Below are 17,678 nucleotides of genomic sequence, written 5' to 3' on the forward strand. Positions count from 1 at the left end.
GCTCCTATAGAAATGGGCCGTCGACACAGCCGCGGCGGCCGTCCGGCGCGGCGCAGGCTCCGCAGATGCCCACCCCGCACTTGGTGAGGTAGTCGATGGCACTGAAAATCTGCCCGGGTTGGCAGAACTCGCGCTGTACCGCCTCAGCGGCGTGCACCATGGGCTCAGGGCCGCAGTTGTAAAACACCAGCGCATCCCTGTCTTCCGCGGGCATGCCACTCAGTCGCTCGCGCAGTAACTCGGTGACGCGGCCGTGGTAGCCGGCGCTGCCGTCGTCGGTGGCCACGTGCAGCTCTGCAATCTGCGCGCATTCATCGAGGAAGTACAGCCTGTCGTCGCTGCGCGCCCCGACAAATATCTCGGCGTTGCCGAAATCCCGGGCAATCTGGTAGACGGCAGCCAGCCCTGTCCCGCCTGCCACTGCCATGATGCGCGCGTCTTCCGGAGGCTCTACCGGCACGCCGTGCGGCCCGCGCACGTAGGCTTCGGTGCCCACAGGCAGGTCCATCAGCGCGTGGGTAAACTCGCCCAGGTCGATGACCACCAGAGAGAAGGGGTCATCGGTCAGTGCCGAGAACGGCTTCTCGCCCAGGCCCGGAATCCACAGGAAAATGAACTCCCCCGCCTGCACGTTGATCTTGCGGTCGAAGGTGAGAATGGCAATGTCGTCACACACCCGCTCATTGCTGACCAGCGAGACCGGGCGGAACTGCATGTCGATGTCATAGCGCACCAGGCTTCCGGCCCGGTCGCTGTTGTGGTCCAGGTCGCGCTGCAGGGTGCTGAAGTACGCCTGCATGTCGCCGGTGGTCATGCCCACCAGCGCAGAACCCACGCCCACCACGCTGGCGCCGGCGTCGAAAAAGGCGCGCACGTCCTCCGCGCTGCTCGCACCCCCACAGCCGATGACGGGCAGTCCGGTCGCGGCGATCACCTCGCGCACACATTTCAGGGCAATGGGCAGCACCCCCTTGCCCGACATGCCACCGGCGCCGTTGCTCAACACCGGGTGGCCGTGTGAAGACGTGTAGCCCGGCCCCAGGGTGTTGATGGCGCAGAGTGCGTCAGCCCCGCCCTCGGCAGCGGCCCGGGCAATCTCGGCGATATTCGGGGTATTGGGAGTCAGCTTCGGAATGACGGGGATATCGACCACGGCCTTTACCGCCGCGGTGATGGCGCGCACCATCTCCGGATCCTGCCCCATGGCCATACCGTAGCCCTTGGCGTGGGGGCAGGACAGGTTCAGCTCCAGGCCGTCGGAAACCGGCGCGAGTAACTTCGCGACTTCGACGAATTCCTCCAGGCTGCCGCCAAAGATGGAGGTGAGCAGAAAGCGATCCGCCGGCACGCGCAGCTGCCCCAGCAGCGCCACCGACTCGTGGGCGCCGGGGTTGGTCAGCCCCACGGCGTTCACGAAACAGCCCGGAGCGTACTGGCTCAGCACCGGCTCCCGGTTCCCGAGCCGCGGTGCCAGGCCGATACTCTTGGTCGTGACCACGCCGACTTCCGGCATATGATCGAACACGTACTGGATGATCGAGGTCGCGGTGGTCACGATGCCGGACGGGATCGTGAAGGGACCGGAAAGGGTCTTGCCGAAAAATTGCGTGTTCAAGGCGTCACTCGAGGCGTGGGCTGGGTGAAGCCAGCATTATACTGCCTTGCCCCAGCGGAGTCGAAACGCGGTGCCCCCGCGCCTTGGCCGCCAGCGGCCGCAGGGCGCTCAGGTGCCGCAGAAGGTCTGGTGCACGCGCTGGCCGGCCTCGGGCGGCATGGCCAGGTGTCTGTCCCCGGGGTCCCATTGCCCCGGCCGTGCGAGGCGCTCGACCAGGGTGTGAAAGGGTGCGTAATCCCCGTGATCCGTGGCCGCAGTCAGTACCGCTTCCACCGAGTGGTTGCGCGGGATGAATACCGGGTTGGCCCGGTACATGGCCGCCTGCCGCGCTCGCGGGTCGCCCGGTTCGCGCGCCAGCCGTGACTGCCACTGCGCCAGCCATGCATCGAAAGCCGGGGGCAGGGTGTACAGGTCGCCAATATCCTGCGGGTTGCCGGGCTCTGGGTGGGCCAGGTCGGCCAAACGGCGGAAGGTGAGGGTGAAGTCGGTGGCTTCCTCGGCCATCAGCGCGTAGAGCTGTTCGATGAGCTGTGCGTCATCCGCCTGTTGCCCGGTGAGCCCCAGTTTCGCGTTCAGGCCTTCGGTGTGCGCTGCAAGAAAGTGGTCGCTGAACGTGTCGACCGCGGCCTGTGCCAGTGCCACCGCCTGTTCCGGATCACGGTGCAGCACGGGCACCAGGGCCTGCGCCAGAGAAGCCAGGTTCCAGTGCGCGATGCCGGGCTGGTTGCGGTAGGCGTAGCGACCCGCGTGGTCAATGGAGCTGAAGACAGTATCCGGGTTGAAGGCGTCCATGAACGCGCAGGGTCCATAGTCGATGGTTTCCCCGCAGAGCAGCATGTTGTCGGTGTTCATCACCCCGTGAATAAAGCCCAGCAGTTGCCACTGGGAGACCAGTTGTGCCTGTGCCTGGAGCACCGCGTTGAGCAGGGCCAGCGCCGGATTGTCCGTGTCGGCCTGTGCCGGGAAATGCCGCTGCAGCGCGTAGTCGACCAGAAGCTGCAGGGCTTCCGTGTCCTTGCGGGCCGAAAAATACTCCACGCTGCCAATGCGCAGGTGGCTGCTGGCAACCCGCGCCAGAATCGCCCCGGGCAGCGGTCGGTCGCGCATGACGGTCTCGCCGCTGCTGACCGCGGCCAGCGCCCGGGAAGTGGGCACGCCCAGAGCGGCCATGGCCTCACTGACCAGATACTCGCGCAGGACCGGACCCAGCGGCGAGCGCCCGTCCCCGCCGCGCGACCAGCGGGTAGGGCCGGCACCTTTCAGCTGCAGGTCAAAAAGCCTGCCCTGTGCATCCCGCAATTCGCCCAGCAGTATGGCGCGTCCATCGCCCAGCTGCGGATTGAAACCGCCGAACTGATGACCTGCGTAGGCCGCTGCCAGGGGGCGTGACGCGGTTGCGACGGTGTTCCCGGCCAGCCATTCAGTGCCTGCAGCCGAGTTCAGCCAGTCGGGATCCAGGCCCAGGCGTCGGGCGAGATCGTCGTTGACGCGGATTGCCTGCGGTGCCGCCACTGGTGTGGGAGCAAGGGCCTGGTAAAAGCGCTCGGGCAGGTCGGCAAAGGTATGCTCAAGGGCGGGGGTGGTGCCGGTGCGGTTCATCAGGGGTCGTCTCTCCGGGCTCAAGCCTCCGTGGCCGGAGCGCTGGCCTCATGCAGGTCTTTCGGAACGCGCAGCAGAAGTACCATCGGGATGGCTGCCAGATTGACCCACATGAGCAGATGGAAGTCATTCACATAGGCGATCTCGGCAGCCTGCCGGCTGACGGTGGCGATCAGCTCACCGGGTAAGGCCGCCAGTGCGGACGGGTCGCGGAGACCCTGTGGCAGGCCCGCTTCCAGCGTCAGACGTGCGGCCAGTTCCTGCTGGTTGATCCACATATTCCGGCTCAATAATGCCATGATCAGGGAGACACCGATACTGCTGCCCAGGTTGCGTGACAGGCTGAACAGGGCCGCGCCCTCATCGCGCAGCTGCGGGGCAAGGGTCGCATAGGCCAGGGTGGTGGTGGGAATGAACACCAGCCCGAGTCCGAGTCCCTGCACGAAGCCGGTCATGGCCAGGGTGGTTTGCCCCACTTCCAGGGTGAAGCGCGCCATCTCCGCCAGCGTCGCGCTGGCCGTACACATGCCGAGGATGATCAGTATGCGCGGGTCGAAGTGGCGCATCAGCCGCGCCACCACCATCATGCCGAGCATGGTTCCCACGCCGCGGGGCATCAGCACCAGCCCCGTGGTAACCGCCGGGTAACCCTTCCAGATCTGCAGAAAGGGCGGCAGCAGGGCCATGGTGGCCAGCAGCACAATGCCCACCAGGAAAATGAACAGCACACCGGTCACGTAATTGCGGTCCCGGAACAGCGCCGGCGATACAAAACGCTGGTCGCTGGTGAGGGTGTGCACGGTGAACAGGTACAGCCCAAGGCCGATCATCACTGCGTACAGCTGTATTTCCAGCGACTCAAACCACAGCACGTGCTCGCCGCGGTCCAGCAGCAATTGCAGTGCGCCCACCGCCACTGCCAGCAGGCCGAAGCCGAGCAGGTCGAAGCGCTTCTCCAGGGTCGGGGTTTTGGGTACGAAGCAGTAAATGCCGATCAGCGACGCGACGCCCAGCGGCACGTTGATGTAAAAAACGTAGCGCCAGGAGTAGCTGTCGGTGAGCCAGCCACCCAGTGTGGGGCCCAGGATCGGACCTATCATGATGCCCATGCCCCAGATGCTCATGGCAGAGGCGTGTTTTTCCTTGGGGAAGGTGTCCAGCAGGATGGACTGCGACAGCGGTGCCAGTGACGCTCCAAAGGCGCCCTGGGCAATGCGCCAGATGACCATTTCATTCAGGCTGGTGGCCTGGCCGCAGAGCATGGACGTGAGTGTGAAGCCGGCAACCGACCAGAGCAGCACTGAGCGGCGGCCGAAGCGCTGAGCCATGTAGCCCACCGGAAGGGTCATGATTGCCGCAGTCACAATGTACGAGGTCAGGATCCAGATGACCTGGTCGCTGCTTGCGCCCAGGCTGCCCTGCATGTGCGGCAGTGCCACATTGGCGATCGTGGTATCCACCACCTGGATAATGGTGGCCGGCATGACGCTGGCGGCCACCAGCCAGGGTGCTGCGGTGCGCGGACTCACAGGGAGCTGGCAGCCACCTGGTCGGCGCCGGGAGTGGGGCTCACACCTGCACTGGCCAGCGGTGCAGGACTCTCCGTCGCAATACGCACCTCGGCGCTCATGCCGGCCCGCAGCACGGCGTCCTGCGGTCTGCTCTCCAGTCGCAGGCGCACGGGAATCCGCTGCACGACCTTGACCCAGTTGCCGCTGGCGTTCTGTGCCGGAATCATGGCGAATTCTGATCCACTGGCCGGGCTCAGGGTGTCGACCCGTGCTCGCAGTACCTGCCCGGGGTAGGCGTCGATGGTCACCTCGGCGGTCTGGCCGGGGCGCACGTGGGTCAGTTGCGTTTCCTTGAGATTGGCTTCAATCCAGATGTCGTCGGTCGCCATCAGGGTGACCACGGCAAAGCCTGCCATGGTCATTTCGCCCAGTTGGGGCACTTCGTTGGCGACGGTGCCTGCGGTGGGTGCGGTGATGCGGGTGCGGGACAGTTGATAGCGGGCGCGATCCAGCTGCGCCTGTGCGACCTGTATGTCAGCCTGGGCCTCAAGAGGGGTGTCGGGGTTGCCACCCAGTGCGGCACGCAGGCCTGCCAGCTTCTGCCGGTTGATGGCGATCCGGGCCTGTGAGCGCGCCAGCTCTTGCCGTGACTCGTCGAGGTCGGCTTCGGAAATCGCCGACGGCCCCATGCGCTGGTTGCGCGCCAGCTGACGTTGGTAAAACGCCGCATCTTCCTCGGCCTGGCGCAGTTCGGCCTCGACTTCGGCGTAGTCGGCGCGTCGCACCATGATCTGGTTTTTCACCTGCGCGAGGTGTGCCTCGGCTTCCGCCACCGCCAGCTGGAACGGCTGGTCCTCCAGCTGTACCAGCAGCTGTCCTGCCTCGACCGGCTGATTGGGCTGTACCAGCACCGCCTTGACGATGGCGTTCACCTCACTGGACAGCGCCAGCTTGTTGGCTTTGACGTAGGCGTTCTCGGTGCTGATGCTGCCCTGCCCACCGAGCAGGAACCAGGCAACCGCCAGCGCGCCGGCGACCAGCCCTGCACCCATCAGCAGACGTCTTTGCAATAGCAGTGACACAGTGGTTCTACTCCTCTCTGCCCAGGTTCTGGCGAATGCGCTCCAGCAGTGATTTCAGCTGCACGATCTCTTCATGGCTGAGCCCCGCCAGCGCCTCACCGCGGGTCAATTCCGCCAGCTCGCGCAGCGTGGTCAGTGCCGGCTGCGCCGCATCGGTCAGGTAGATGCGAAAGCAGCGTCGATCCTGTTCGTCGCGGCGCCGCTCCAGCAGGCCCTCCTGCTCGAGCACATCCAGCTGACGGGTGAGACTGATGGGGGCAACGTCCAGTCGCTCGGCGAGCTCGGCCTGTTTTACCCCCTGTTCCCGCGACAGCGACCACAGCACCTGCCACTTGGCACGGGTCAGGCCGTGGGCGCGGGCGCGCCGGTCATAATTGCGCCGCAGCAGGCGCGCCGTGGTGTGCAGTTCAAAGCTGAGCTGGTCGGTGGCGTCGTTGCGCGCGCGGCTCACGTCAGGTTCCCGCTGTTCGTAGGTTTGTTTATTATAAGTATGCTTATTAAATTGGCAAGTCGCGATTCTGCCCGATGCGGTCCTGCCACCGCAGTGCGGAAGCGCTTTACTGCACCGCCGGCGGATGGCAGATTGAGGCCTGATGCAATAACACCAGCACACAGCCATGGAGAGCGAACCGCATGAGCACAACCTGGGACACCCTGATCACTGACGCATTGGTATTTGACGGTAGCGGCGACGCGCCGCAGGTACTGGATATCGCCATTCGTGACGGCAGGATAGCGGCGCGCGGGGCGGGTCTGCCCCGGGCCGAGGCCGGGCGCGTCATTGATGGCAGCGGCCAGTGGTTGATGCCGGGCCTGCTGGATATCCACACGCACCTCGACCTGGAGGTGGATCTGGATCCAAGGCTGCCCGAGGTGGTCCGCCACGGCACCACGACTGTGCTGGTGGGCAACTGCAGCCTGGGTACCTGCTTCGGACAGCAGGTGGAGGGTGAACAGAACCCGATTGTCGACTGTTTTACCCGCGTGGAGAACATCCCGAAGAAAGTCCTCAGCAAATGCGTTGAGGCAATCACCTGGGACAACACCGGGGATTACATGGATCACTTTGACAATCTGGCGCTCGGCCCGAATATTGGTGCTTTTGTGCCCCACTCCATGCTGCGCGTCGAAGTGATGGGGCTGCAGGACAGCATCAGTCGCAAACCCACTGCGGCCGAGCTGAGCCGCATGGAAAACCTGCTGGACACAGCCATGGAGCAGGGCTATCTGGGCTTGAGCACCGACGGTCTGCCGTTCCATTACCTGGCCAACGAGCCCCACACGGACCAGCGCATTCCCACACAATTCGCGGGTTACAGCGAGCTCAAGCGCCTGCTGGGTGTTGTGCGTCGGCGCGGCAGGGTATGGCAGACCACGCCGTTGATCGAGAACCGGGTGAAGGGCCTGCTGTATTTTCTGTTCAGCAGCGGGCGCCTGTTCGGCAAGCCACTGAAAACGTCTGCGCTGTCGGTGATGGAGTTCGTGCTGGCGCCCAGGGCCTCGAACGCGTTTCTGGGGCTGGCGAAGCTGATCAACAGTTCATTGCTGAAGGGGCGCATCCATTTTCAGGCGCTGGGCACCAATTTCCGTCTCTGGTCGGACGGTATCGTCAGCCCGGTATTCGAGGAGCTGCCTTCCACCTGCAAACTGATTGCGAAGGAGTATGACGATGTCGCCGGCCGCCGCGCGCTGCTGGACGATCCGGCCTTCGTGGAGGAGTTTCGTCACGATTGGGAGCACGGCCGCAAGGGACGCAATCTCGCGCGCCTCAAGGCAAAGCTGGGGCTCCCTGACAAGCTGGTGATTCGCGACCTGGAGCGCATGATCTTCGACGGTGCGCCGGTCGCGGACTGGGACGGCGAAAGCATGCAGCAGGTGTTCGACCGTTTGCGGCGCGTGCAGCGCGGCCAGGCTGCCGAGGCCCGGTCCGAGGCAGAGCGGGAGGCCTTCGCCAAATTTCCCTCACCCACGGAGGATGAGGTCAATTTCATGCTGCATCTGCTGCGCGAATACGACAAGTCGTTCCGCTGGTGGGTGGATGTCGGCAACAAGGACAACCGTGCCACGCTGGGCTATCTGCTGCATCCCAGTGCCCTGCCCGGCTTCAACGATTCCGGTGCCCACCTGACCAATATGGCATTCTTTGACGGCAACCTGATGTCGCTGAAGCTGGCCCAGGCGGAGGGGCTCGGTACCGTGGCCGCCATGGTGCGGCGCCTGACCCGCGAGCCCGCGGCATTTTTCGGCCTGGACGTCGGCAGCCTCGAGATCGGTGCGCAGGCCGATATCACCATGCTGGATCCGGCGGCGCTGCAGGGCTGGGACAGCAACGATCACCGCGCCTTTATCCACCGCGAGTTGTTTGACCACAAGCAGATGGTAAACCGCTCAGATGGCGTGGTGACGCGGGTGCTGATTCACGGTGAGCCTGTGTGGCAGGACGGCGACTTTACCGAAGTGCTGGGCAGCCGCCGCCTCGGACGCGCACTGCGCGCTGCCTGAAATCAGTCCTTGCCCTTGAACAGGCGCTGCAGGAAGCGCCCGCCTTCTTCCTTGGCTTTGCGTTCGAGCTCGTTGCGGGTCAGTGACGCGATGATCTCCTTGCTGTCGACGCGGCACCAGCTGGCGGGGCTGTCGTCCAGTGTACCGCTGCACAGCACCGGCCAGCTGATGGCGGTGAGGCGTTCGTTCACCCGGCAGGCAGGATCAAGCTCGCCCAGCGTCGGTGAGAGGCGCGCGCGGAACTCGGCGTTGAACGCGTAGCTGTCGAGCTGCAGGTTCCCCGTGCCGCGCAGTGCCATGTGTGCGAGATCGGCCTGCAGGGGGTCCAGCCGTGCCTTGCCTTCGCCGAGCGTGACGCGGGCGCTCAGGTCCTGGAAGTTGCTCTGCTGCGGCAGCTCCGCCGCCAGTGCTTCCTGATTGACCTGGGCAACCACTTCGCACAGCATCCGCTCGACCCCGAACTGTTCCAGCACTACATTGCGTGTGGTCAGGTTGAGCGGCCCCTGGAGATTCTGAACCAGCGCAGCCGCCGTATTGCCGCGGCTTTGCAGCTCCCAGTCTGCGTCCGCGAGCCCGGAGAGCAGTGGCTCCGCCTCCAGTGCGGCGAGCAACTGCGCTGTATCCAGCCCGGTCAGTTCACCGCGGGAGGACAACACGGCGGTTGCCCGGTGGGCGTCCAGGGTTGCGGTGGCGTTCAATGCGCCGCCGTGCAGTGTGCCGGCGATGGTGTCAATCTTGAGCACGCCCTCGGCTGCCCGCAGGCGCAGGCGCAGGTTGTCGATGGCGTGTGGCCCCAGGAGGGCACGCTCGACACGCAGGTCGGCCCGGGTGTCCGCCAGACGGATGGCGTCCAGCGGCAATGCATCGTCACCGCTTCCCGCGCTGTCTGGTGTTGAGGTCGCAGCCTCCGGCCCGGCGAGCAGCAGCAGTGCCGGGTCCAGCAGGTTGAGACGGAGCTGGGCGTCGATCTGCGGACTCTCGAAGCTGCTGTAGACCAGCGTCCCCGTGCCCTGAATCTCACCGCTGCTCAGTTCCAGCGCGAGTTCGGCGCGCTGGGTATTCAGGGTGATGGTGCCGCTGGTCTGCAGCACCACGGGTTCCCGCGTGGCGCCGGCGAGCGTGATGGTCAGCTCCTCGACGTCGGCTGCGCTCTGGTCGGCGCTGAGTGTAAAGCCTGCGGTGAGCGTGACGTCGACAGGGCGCTCGCCGGCGAGCTGCAGGGCGAGGCTGAGCGCCGCGGGGCGGCCCTCGAGGTTGATGTCGCTGGCAGTCATGGATGAAATCGTGATCTCTTGCGGTGCCGCGCCATCGGCTTGCAGCAGCTGCACGCGCGCATCATCGAGCGACAGATTGGCAATGTTCAGGGCCAGCGGCAGACCCAGCGCCGCGCCGGCACCGGCTTCAGCAGCCGCGCGCAGGGCTTGCCGACGCTGCGCGTAGAATGCTTCCAGCTCGGCATCGGTCAGGGCCAGGGTCGAGCTGGCGGGCGCGGACTCGGGGGCGGGCACGATGACCTCGAGTCCCGTCAGGCTGATCCCCTTGATGGCCACCTCCCGCGACAGCAGTGGCCACAGGAACACTTCCACCGACAGCTGCTGCACGCTGATTTCTGGCTGTTGCTCTTCCGGCAAGCGCAGCACCGTATCCTCCAGCTGCAGCGACAGCCGTGGCAGCAGGGAGAGGCCGGCATCGCCCCGGACCTCCAGCCTGGCGCCGCTGCGCTGCTCCAGGGTTTCGGTGGCGAGCCGTATCAGCCGCGCCTCATCCAGAAACACCGGCAGCAGCGCTGCTGTCGCCAGCACGAGAAGGACGGGAACAGCGATGATGTAGATCAGTAGTCTGGGCATAGGGCGGCGACCGTGACAATCCGTTGCCACGATGGTAGCAGAATTCCCCCTCAGGCTGCCCGTAGCGGCTGCCGCTAGAAGTTGTAACCCAGTGCCAGGCCGAAGGTTCGCGGCTCGATGGAAAACACATTGGTGAACAGGCCGGAGGACGGGTCGGTGACGTACATGGCCACCAGGTGATCATCATCGGTGATGTTCTTGATGTAGGCCCTGGCATACCATTGGCCATCGGCTGCCGTGTAGGTGGCCTGCGCGTTCCAGACGTCCCAGGCGTCAATGCGGTCGATGGGGCGGTTGAACAGCCGTGCATACATGGCGTCCTGCCAGTAGTAGTCGATGCGCAATGCCAGTGAGCTGCTGTCGGCAAAAGCCAGGTTGTACTGCGCGCCGACACTCAGTGACCACTCCGGGGCGTTCTGCAGGTGGTTTCCATCAAGGTTCTGCGCAATGCCATCGGTAATCGGCACACCGGCCGCCGCCAGCGCACTGCAGCGGGTGAACGGTGAGCCAAACTGCGCGGCGTAGACGTCCGGCGCCAGCAGGGCTACACAGTTGGAGGCGTTGGTCAGGTCCTTGAGCAGGGTGACATCGCTGCGCCCGGCGGTGGGATCGCGGGTATCGAAGCTTTCGAAGTCCTTCACCTCGGTGTTGAGGTAGGCGAGGTTGGCGTTCAGCACCCAACTGGCGCTGGGTGCAAACACGAACTCTGCCTCACCCCCCCAGATCTGTGCGTCGGTGTTCTCGTTGAAGGACGTGCGGTTGACGATCTTGGACACCTGCATGTCGGTGTAGTCGTAGAGGAAGGCACTGAAGTTTGCCTGCAGGGTGTTGTCCAGCAGCGTGTTCTTGGTGCCGAATTCCAGCGCGTCGACAAACTCCGGTTCGAAGTTCGGTTCCTGGCTGGGGAACTGCACCGGGTCGAAGGGGGGGTTGAAGCCGCCACCCTTGTAGCCGCGGGACAGTGAGACGTAGGCCAGTGTGTCGGCGGTGACTGACCAGTCGAGCACGATACGCCCCGTGGCTTCCTGCCAGTCATTGCTTTCGCGGCGTGTCGCGGTGGGGATGGGCAGGTCCGCGCCCAGTGGCTGCAGCACCGGTGCGCCGGTCGCCGGGTCGTTGTTGAACAGGATCTGCCGATCCTCAATGGTTTTTTTGTCCCGTGTATAGCGCGCCCCCAGCGTCAGCTTCAGGGTGTCGGTCAGTGCGTAGTAGACTTCGCCGAACACTGCCTGTGAGCGGATGCCATACTCGCCGGTTTCGTTGTTGAACTGTGGGCCGACCCAGCCCTGCCCGTCGAGGCCGAGCGCGGCGGCCGGAAACACGCTGGCAAAATAGTCGAAGCCGGAGGAGAAGACCCAGTACTGGTTATCGAGATCGACGTCCATCCAGAAGCCGCCGATGAGGAAGTTCAGCTGACCGTCGAAGTCCGACTGCAGGCGCAGCTCGGCGGACACCTGCTCTGAGGACTGGTTGGATTGGTCGTAGGCTTCAAGGCCGGGGCTGAAGGAATCGATATGGCCGCCAACGCTGCCGGTGGCATTGCGCGAGGGTGCAGAGATGGGCCAGAGGCCGTCGGCATAGAGCGTGGCCGCCGCCGTGGGCGCGACAACAGGCAGCAGCGCCGGAATGGGAAAAGCGCCGGCCACCGTCCACTGGTAATCCATTTGCGACAGGACCGTGGTGTCCTGATAGCCGCCGACAAAACTCACGGTGTAGTCACCCAGTTCCTGTGCGATGTTCAGCGTGAGCAGGGTTTCGTCTGCCCTGTAGACGGGTGACCGTTCACTGGCGACTTTGCGCAGGTCCCGCGGCACTTCGCCGCGTATATTGGAACCCAGCGTGAACGCCCCCAGCGGCCCCAGAAGCGCGTTGGATGCCAGAATATTGGAGAGCTGCGACGAGGGATTGGGAACATCGAAGTCCAGTCGATCCGGCAGGCAGCCCATGACGCCGCTGGGGTCGTTGTGACAGAGCGTCTTCTGGCTGCGGGTGCGTGTGCTGTCCTCGTCGAACCAGGACAGCATCAGGTCGACCTGGGTGCTGTCTGTCGGCAGCCAGCGCAGGGATGCGCGCAGCGACACCTGGTCCCGGCCATCGACATCGCTGCCATTGAATACGTTGTCGGTATAGCCCTCCCGGTCCAGCCACAGCCCGGCAAGCCGCAGGGCGAGGCTGTCAGTCACGGGGAGATTCACCGCGCCGCTGAGCTTCGTGTGGTCATAATTGCCGTATTGCGCTTCCACATTGCCTTCCCAGCCATCGAGACTGGCTGGCCGTGTCACCATGTTGGCGGCGCCGCCTGTGGAGTTGCGACCGTACAGCGTGCCCTGGGGGCCGCGCAGCACGGAGACCTGCTCGATATCGTAGTATTCGGTTTCGAACAGTCGCGGCGAAATCAGCGGCACTTCGTTGACGTGTACGCCCACACCGGCGTCCGCCGACGCGGCGACGAGGTTGGTGCCCACGCCGCGAATCTGGAAGTTGTTGCCGGTGAAGTTGCCCTTGTTGAAGGTGACGTTCGGGGCAGTGAAACGCATGTCGGCGAAGCCGTTGATCTGCTTGCTGCGCAGCGCGTTCTCATCGAAGGCGGTGATGGCGATAGGGACATCCTGCACGGACTCCGCGCGTTTCTGGGCGGTGACGATGACTTCCTCGAGCTGTGCCTGCACCGCAGTGGAGAAGGGCAGTGCACTGGCGACCAGCGTCGCAAGCCAGAGGGGGCGCCCCGAGGGGCGGTCGGAAACGATCATTCCAGCTCCTGCATGATGGTTTGTTATTGTTGTGTTCTGCTGGCCCTGAGCGGGTCGGTTCAAGTTTATGCACAATCGGGTTAACGTAGCAACTTCGCCGCACCTCGGCAGGAAGGGGAATAACGTGAAAATCACGCTGCAACAGTTGCAACACAGTGTGGGCCTGACCCGCGTGGTCATTCATTCGCTGGACTTCAGTATCTACCTCGCCTACGCCGATTTCGGCGCAGAGCCGCTGCTGGTCACCGAAGCCGACGGCAAACCGCTGCGCACGCGCAATGTGACGGAAATGAAGCAGCGCCTCGCCGGCGTGCCCCTGCCGGCGCTGTTTCTGCGCCACCAGAGCGCCTACGATGAGATGGTGGGGCAGCCGTTGCGCACCGGGGACAACAGTCTGGAAGTGCCGCTCGCGCGGGACTGGGGTGATTTCCCCGAAGGCCAATGAGGTGAGTAAACGCGCACACACGATCGTCAACCCGATCCACTCGCTGAACCTGCTTTCGCAGGCGGAGATCGCGGCCTTCACAACCACCCGGGGCGAACTGTTCGAACTGTACCGACGCTGCGCGCTGGCCATTCTCAATACCGACAGCGACAAGGACGACGCGGCACAGATCTACGCTGACTTCTCGGATTTTGACCTGCAATTCGTGCCCCAACCTCGCGGCCTGCGCCTTGAGCTGTTCAACGCGCCGGCCCAGGCCTTCGTGGACGGACGCATGATTCGCGGCTTGCGCGAGCACCTGTTCGCGGCCCTGCGGGATATTGTCTACACCGCCATTTCCCGCGATGCGGGACCGCTGGCGGGGGCTGCCGACCCCACCGATGAGGTGTTCCGGATTCTGCGTAACGCTGACGTGGTGCGGCCGAATGAACAGCCGCGACTGGTGGTCTGCTGGGGTGGCCATGCGATTCCCCGCGAAGAGTATGACTACGCCAAGGCGGTGGGCTATGCCTTGGGATTGCGCGGTCTGGACATCGTCACAGGCTGCGGTATCGGCGCCATGAAGGGCCCGATGAAGGGGGCCGCCGTGGGCCACGCCAAGCAGCAGATCAAGTCGGGGCGCTACATCGGCATCAGCGAACCGGGCATCATCGCGTCCGAATCGCCCAACGCCATCGTCAACGAACTGGTGATCATGCCCGACATCGAGAAGCGGCTGGAGGCCTTTGTTCGTCTGGCGCACGCGATTGTGGTGTTCCCGGGTGGCGTCGGTACGGTGGAGGAGGTGCTCTACCTGCTGTCCATTCTCATGCACCCGGACAACGCACAGAGCCTGCCATTGGTCTTTGCCGGGCCGCGCCACTGTGCCGAGTATTTCCGCGAATTGGAGCGTTTCCTCATCGCCTGCCTGGGCGAGGGGGTGCGCGACCACTACCGGGTTATCCTCGGCGCTCCCGATGAGGTCGGTGCCGCTGTCCGCGCGGCGGTGCAGGCCCAGCACGTGCGCCGGCGCAAACTGCAGCAGGCCTATTATTTCAATTGGGAGCTGGTGATCGCGCCGGACCTGCAGCGTCCCTTTGTGCCTACCCACGAGCACATGGCGGCACTGGATTTGCGCAGTACCCTGCCGCCGCATGAACTGGCCAGCCAGCTGCGCCGCGCCTTCTCCGGCCTGGTCGCCGGCAACGTCAAGTCCTTCGGCATCGAGCAGGTGGCCCTGCACGGTCCGTATCAGTTGAACGGCGAGGCGGGGTTGATGCAGGCCATGGATCGACTGCTGCGTCTGCTGGTCAGGGAGAAGCGCATGAAGCTGGGTGAGGGCGAGTTCGACTACCGGCCCTGTTACCGTATCTGACCGTTGCTCTCCTCGATACGCACACGGTCGCGCCCTGCGGCTTTGGCCGCATAGAGGGCCTGGTCCGCGCGCTGGATGAGCTCGTCCGGGGTACCCTTTTCGGCGGGCCAGGCAGTGGCGCCGCCGACGCTCACCGTCAGGTAGTCCGCAACCGGGCTGTTGGGGTGGGGGATCTTCAGTTCCCGGACCAGTGAGCGAATGCGCTGTGCCACCTGGGTGACGGCGGCGGAATCGGCGCCGGGCAGCAGGGCGAGGAATTCCTCGCCGCCATAGCGGGCCACCAGATCCTCGTCACGCAAGACGTCAGACTGCAGCGCCTCGGCGACCTTGCGCAGGCACTCGTCCCCGGCGATATGGCCAGCGGCATCGTTGTACTGTTTGAAGCAGTCGATATCCAGCATGATGATGCTGACTGGTGCGTGCTGCGCTGCACACTGGGCCCAGGTGCTGTCGAGGTTCTCATCGAGGAAGCGTCGGTTGGCGAGGCCGGTCAGGCTGTCGATGCGCGAGATTTCCTGCACCTTGGACAGGGCGATCTGCAGTTCGCGGGTGCGCCGGTTGACCAGCATCTCCAGTTGCCGTTCGCGCACCACTGCGCGGCGAATTGCCAGGCGGTACAGCCGGTGGAGCAGCAGCAGGGCCAGTATGGTGCCCAGTATCCGGAACCACCACGTCTGGTACCAGTAGGGTGCGCGGTAGATCGCCAGGCGCGTTTCCGCGCCCCGCGGGGAGGTGTCCTGTGCGGCATCGTGGTTGGACGCGGCGACCCGCAGCGTCATTGATCCTGGCGGCAGACCGGTGAAGTAGGCGGTACGACGGCCGCCTACCCTGTGCCAGTCGCGATCAAAGCCCTCCAGCAGGTACTCGAAGCGCAGGGTATGGGGCGCGCCCAGCCGCGGCACTGTGTAGTCCACTTCCAGCGTGGCGGCTTCGGCTGGCAGCATCAGCGGGTCGGCGATGGGTACCGGTTCACCGTTGACGCGTATTTCCTCGATCTGCGGCGGCGCGGGCGCAGCCAGTGTGCTGAAGTCCCTGGGGACCACAGCGACCAGTCCAAGGTTGGAGGGGAACCACAGTCGCCCGTCCTCGGTCTTCCAGCCGGCGGGCTGGAATCCGCCCAGGAACTGGGCCGAGCGCAGGCCGTCGGTCTCGTCGTAGAGACGGGCGCGCACCCGGCGGGACTCACCCCGAGCCACCGCATCCAGCGCGGCGCGCTCGACGGCAACCAGCCCATCTGCCCCGCTCATCCACAGACAGCCGGCATCGTCCTCGAGTATGGCCAGTACCGACAGCTGCGGCATTCCATGCTCCAGCGTGAACTGGAACAGCTGGTCGCCATCGAGCCGGGCAAGGCCGGACTCCCGGCTGCCGATCCAGACGACACCGTTGGCATCGGTGTAGGTGGTGCTGACCAGATTGCTGCCCAGCCCATCAGCCTCTGACCAGAGTTGATAGCTGTCGTTGCTGAGCTGGAGCAGGCCGCCATTGCTGGTTAGCCAGAGGCGGCCCTGTGCATCGGCGCGAAGCTCCCGCAGCAGGGTGGCGGGGAGGTCGGTGCGTTCGATGAAGCGCCCGCTGTCGGGGTCCAGCCAGACCAGACCGCCATCGGTGACCACCCAGAGCCGGCCGTTGGCGTCGCGCTGCAACCCCATCACGTGCACGTTGGGCAGGCCATCGTCGCGGCCGTACTGCATTACCGAGCCATCGCGGTGCAGATGATTCAGCCCGCCGCCGAAGGTGCCCACCCAGAGGGTGCCGTCGGGTTCAGCCAGCAGTGAGGACACGTTGTCGTTGGAGAGACCCTGCTCGCTGGTGTACTGCGTTACGCTGTGATCGGGGTTCAGTCGAAACAGTCCGCTGCCTTCGGTGCCGGTCCAGATGCTGCCGTCCACGGGGCTCTGTGTCACCACAAAGGTCGCGGCGGCCAGGCCCTCGGCGGGGCCAAACTGCAGGAAGTCGCTGTCGCGCAGGCGGTGTACACCGTGCATGGTCGCCGCCCAGACATTGCCCTCGGCATCTTCTGACAGCTCGAAGACATAGCCCGGCTGCTGTGTGGCCAGCGGAAACGCTTCCAGCGTGTCGTTTTTCCCCACTCGCCAGAGGCCATCCCCGTAGGTGCCCAGCCAGAGGTTGCCGTCCCCGTCGCGCAGTGCCGAGTGGAGAATCATCCCGGTTTGCAGCACCGCGCTTTCGTGGGGCACGGGGCCGGTGGCGGTCAGGCGGTAGGTGGAGCCCGCTGCGGTCGCGGCAATCAGGCCCAGTTGTGGATCCTGGTGGAGCAAGTGGACCTGGGTGGAGTCGAGGCCGCTGCCTTCGGTGAAATTGGTGAATGCCGTGCCGTCGAAACGGCTCAGGCCGTTGGTCAGCGTGCTCACCCAGATGGCACCCCCGGGTTCCTCCAGCAAGCGGAACGTGCGGTTGTCCACCAGGCCGTCCTGCTGCGTCCAACTGCGCATCTCGTTTCCGCGAAGCCGCGAGAGCCCCTGGCTGGTGGCAAACCAGAGTGTGCCGTCGGCGGCCGGCAGGATGTCGTGCACGATATTGTCGGCGAGGCCCTCGTCGGTGGTGTAGGCCGTGAATGCGCCATCTACATAGTGCAGTACGCCGCCACCGTAGGTCGCCAGCCACACGCTGCCGTCGGCGACAATTTCAATGTCGCGGATATCGTTGGAGCGGAAGGCGGGTTGATTGAGTTTGTTGAACAGCGTGAACTTGACGCCATCGAAGCGTGCCAGGCCGTTTTTGGTGCCCAGCCAGAGAAAGCCCTCGCGGTCGGACCGGGCGACCCACACGGTGTCCGAGGGCAGGCCCTCATCGCGCCCGAAGCGGTCGAAAAGGTATTGGCTGGGCAGGCGATCGGGATTCAGCGCGACGCCCGGCGGGGCCCACAGGCAGGCGAGCAGCAACGACCCCGCCAGGGCCGGCCAACCGAAGGGGAACCGGATTGTGATACGTGAAGATTTCAGGATGGAG

The 17,678-nt window shown here is 64.8% G+C and carries 11 protein-coding genes; 3 read left to right on the plus strand and 8 right to left on the minus strand.

Going from position 1 to position 17,678, the window contains the following annotated elements; genetic code table 11:
- Positions 1-4 precede the first annotated feature (4 nt).
- The 5 genes from AACZ17_RS15360 to AACZ17_RS15380 form a co-directional block, all read right to left on the minus strand.
- Positions 5-1,615: a tRNA-dihydrouridine synthase gene (locus AACZ17_RS15360; protein ID WP_290745528.1), complete on the minus strand. Its 1,611-nt coding sequence runs from the start codon at positions 1,613-1,615 to the stop codon at positions 5-7.
- A 108-nt stretch (positions 1,616-1,723) separates the two neighbouring features.
- Positions 1,724-3,214 (minus strand): YdiU family protein, encoded by a 1,491-nt coding sequence (locus tag AACZ17_RS15365; RefSeq protein ID WP_290745525.1) that lies wholly within the window; start codon positions 3,212-3,214, stop codon positions 1,724-1,726.
- Between the two features lie 20 nt (positions 3,215-3,234).
- A complete protein-coding gene (locus AACZ17_RS15370) occupies positions 3,235-4,743 on the minus strand; it encodes a DHA2 family efflux MFS transporter permease subunit (RefSeq protein WP_290745522.1) in 1,509 nt (502 codons plus the stop codon).
- Positions 4,740-5,807 carry an HlyD family secretion protein gene (locus AACZ17_RS15375; protein WP_290745519.1) on the minus strand — a complete coding sequence of 356 codons (1,068 nt, stop codon included), beginning with the start codon at positions 5,805-5,807 and terminating at the stop codon, positions 4,740-4,742. The genes AACZ17_RS15370 and AACZ17_RS15375 overlap by 4 nt, the downstream gene beginning before the upstream one ends.
- A gap of 7 nt (positions 5,808-5,814) precedes the next feature.
- On the minus strand, positions 5,815-6,258 hold the full coding sequence (locus AACZ17_RS15380; RefSeq protein ID WP_290745516.1) for a MarR family transcriptional regulator: 444 nt from the start codon (positions 6,256-6,258) through the stop codon (positions 5,815-5,817).
- Positions 6,259-6,440: 182 nt separating this feature from the next.
- Here AACZ17_RS15380 and AACZ17_RS15385 point away from each other — a divergent pair, with 182 nt between their 5' ends.
- The gene (locus AACZ17_RS15385; RefSeq protein ID WP_290745513.1) at positions 6,441-8,309 is read left to right on the plus strand and encodes an amidohydrolase family protein; all 1,869 of its coding nucleotides are present in this window, start codon (positions 6,441-6,443) and stop codon (positions 8,307-8,309) included.
- 2 nt (positions 8,310-8,311) lie between these two features.
- Here AACZ17_RS15385 and AACZ17_RS15390 read toward each other — a convergent pair whose 3' ends face one another.
- Both AACZ17_RS15390 and AACZ17_RS15395 read right to left on the minus strand, forming a co-directional pair.
- Complete coding sequence (locus tag AACZ17_RS15390; RefSeq protein ID WP_290745510.1) at positions 8,312-10,156, minus strand: AsmA family protein; 1,845 nt, start codon at positions 10,154-10,156, stop codon at positions 8,312-8,314.
- A 74-nt stretch (positions 10,157-10,230) separates the two neighbouring features.
- Positions 10,231-12,906, minus strand: coding sequence for a TonB-dependent receptor (locus AACZ17_RS15395; RefSeq protein WP_290745507.1), 2,676 nt, complete (start codon positions 12,904-12,906; stop codon positions 10,231-10,233).
- 124 nt (positions 12,907-13,030) lie between these two features.
- Here AACZ17_RS15395 and AACZ17_RS15400 point away from each other — a divergent pair, with 124 nt between their 5' ends.
- On the plus strand, positions 13,031-13,351 hold the full coding sequence (locus AACZ17_RS15400; protein ID WP_290745503.1) for a DUF6482 family protein: 321 nt from the start codon (positions 13,031-13,033) through the stop codon (positions 13,349-13,351).
- Between the two features lies 1 nt (position 13,352).
- Positions 13,353-14,705, plus strand: coding sequence for a nucleotide 5'-monophosphate nucleosidase PpnN (gene ppnN, locus AACZ17_RS15405; RefSeq protein ID WP_290745500.1), 1,353 nt, complete (start codon positions 13,353-13,355; stop codon positions 14,703-14,705).
- On the opposite strand, the gene AACZ17_RS15410 is transcribed toward ppnN, so the two are convergent.
- A complete protein-coding gene (locus AACZ17_RS15410) occupies positions 14,693-17,611 on the minus strand; it encodes a diguanylate cyclase (RefSeq protein WP_290745497.1) in 2,919 nt (972 codons plus the stop codon). The genes ppnN and AACZ17_RS15410 overlap by 13 nt on opposite strands.
- Positions 17,612-17,678: the final 67 nt, after the last annotated feature.

This window comes from uncultured Haliea sp., from assembly GCF_963973825.1.
Lineage (GTDB): Bacteria > Pseudomonadota > Gammaproteobacteria > Pseudomonadales > Halieaceae > Haliea.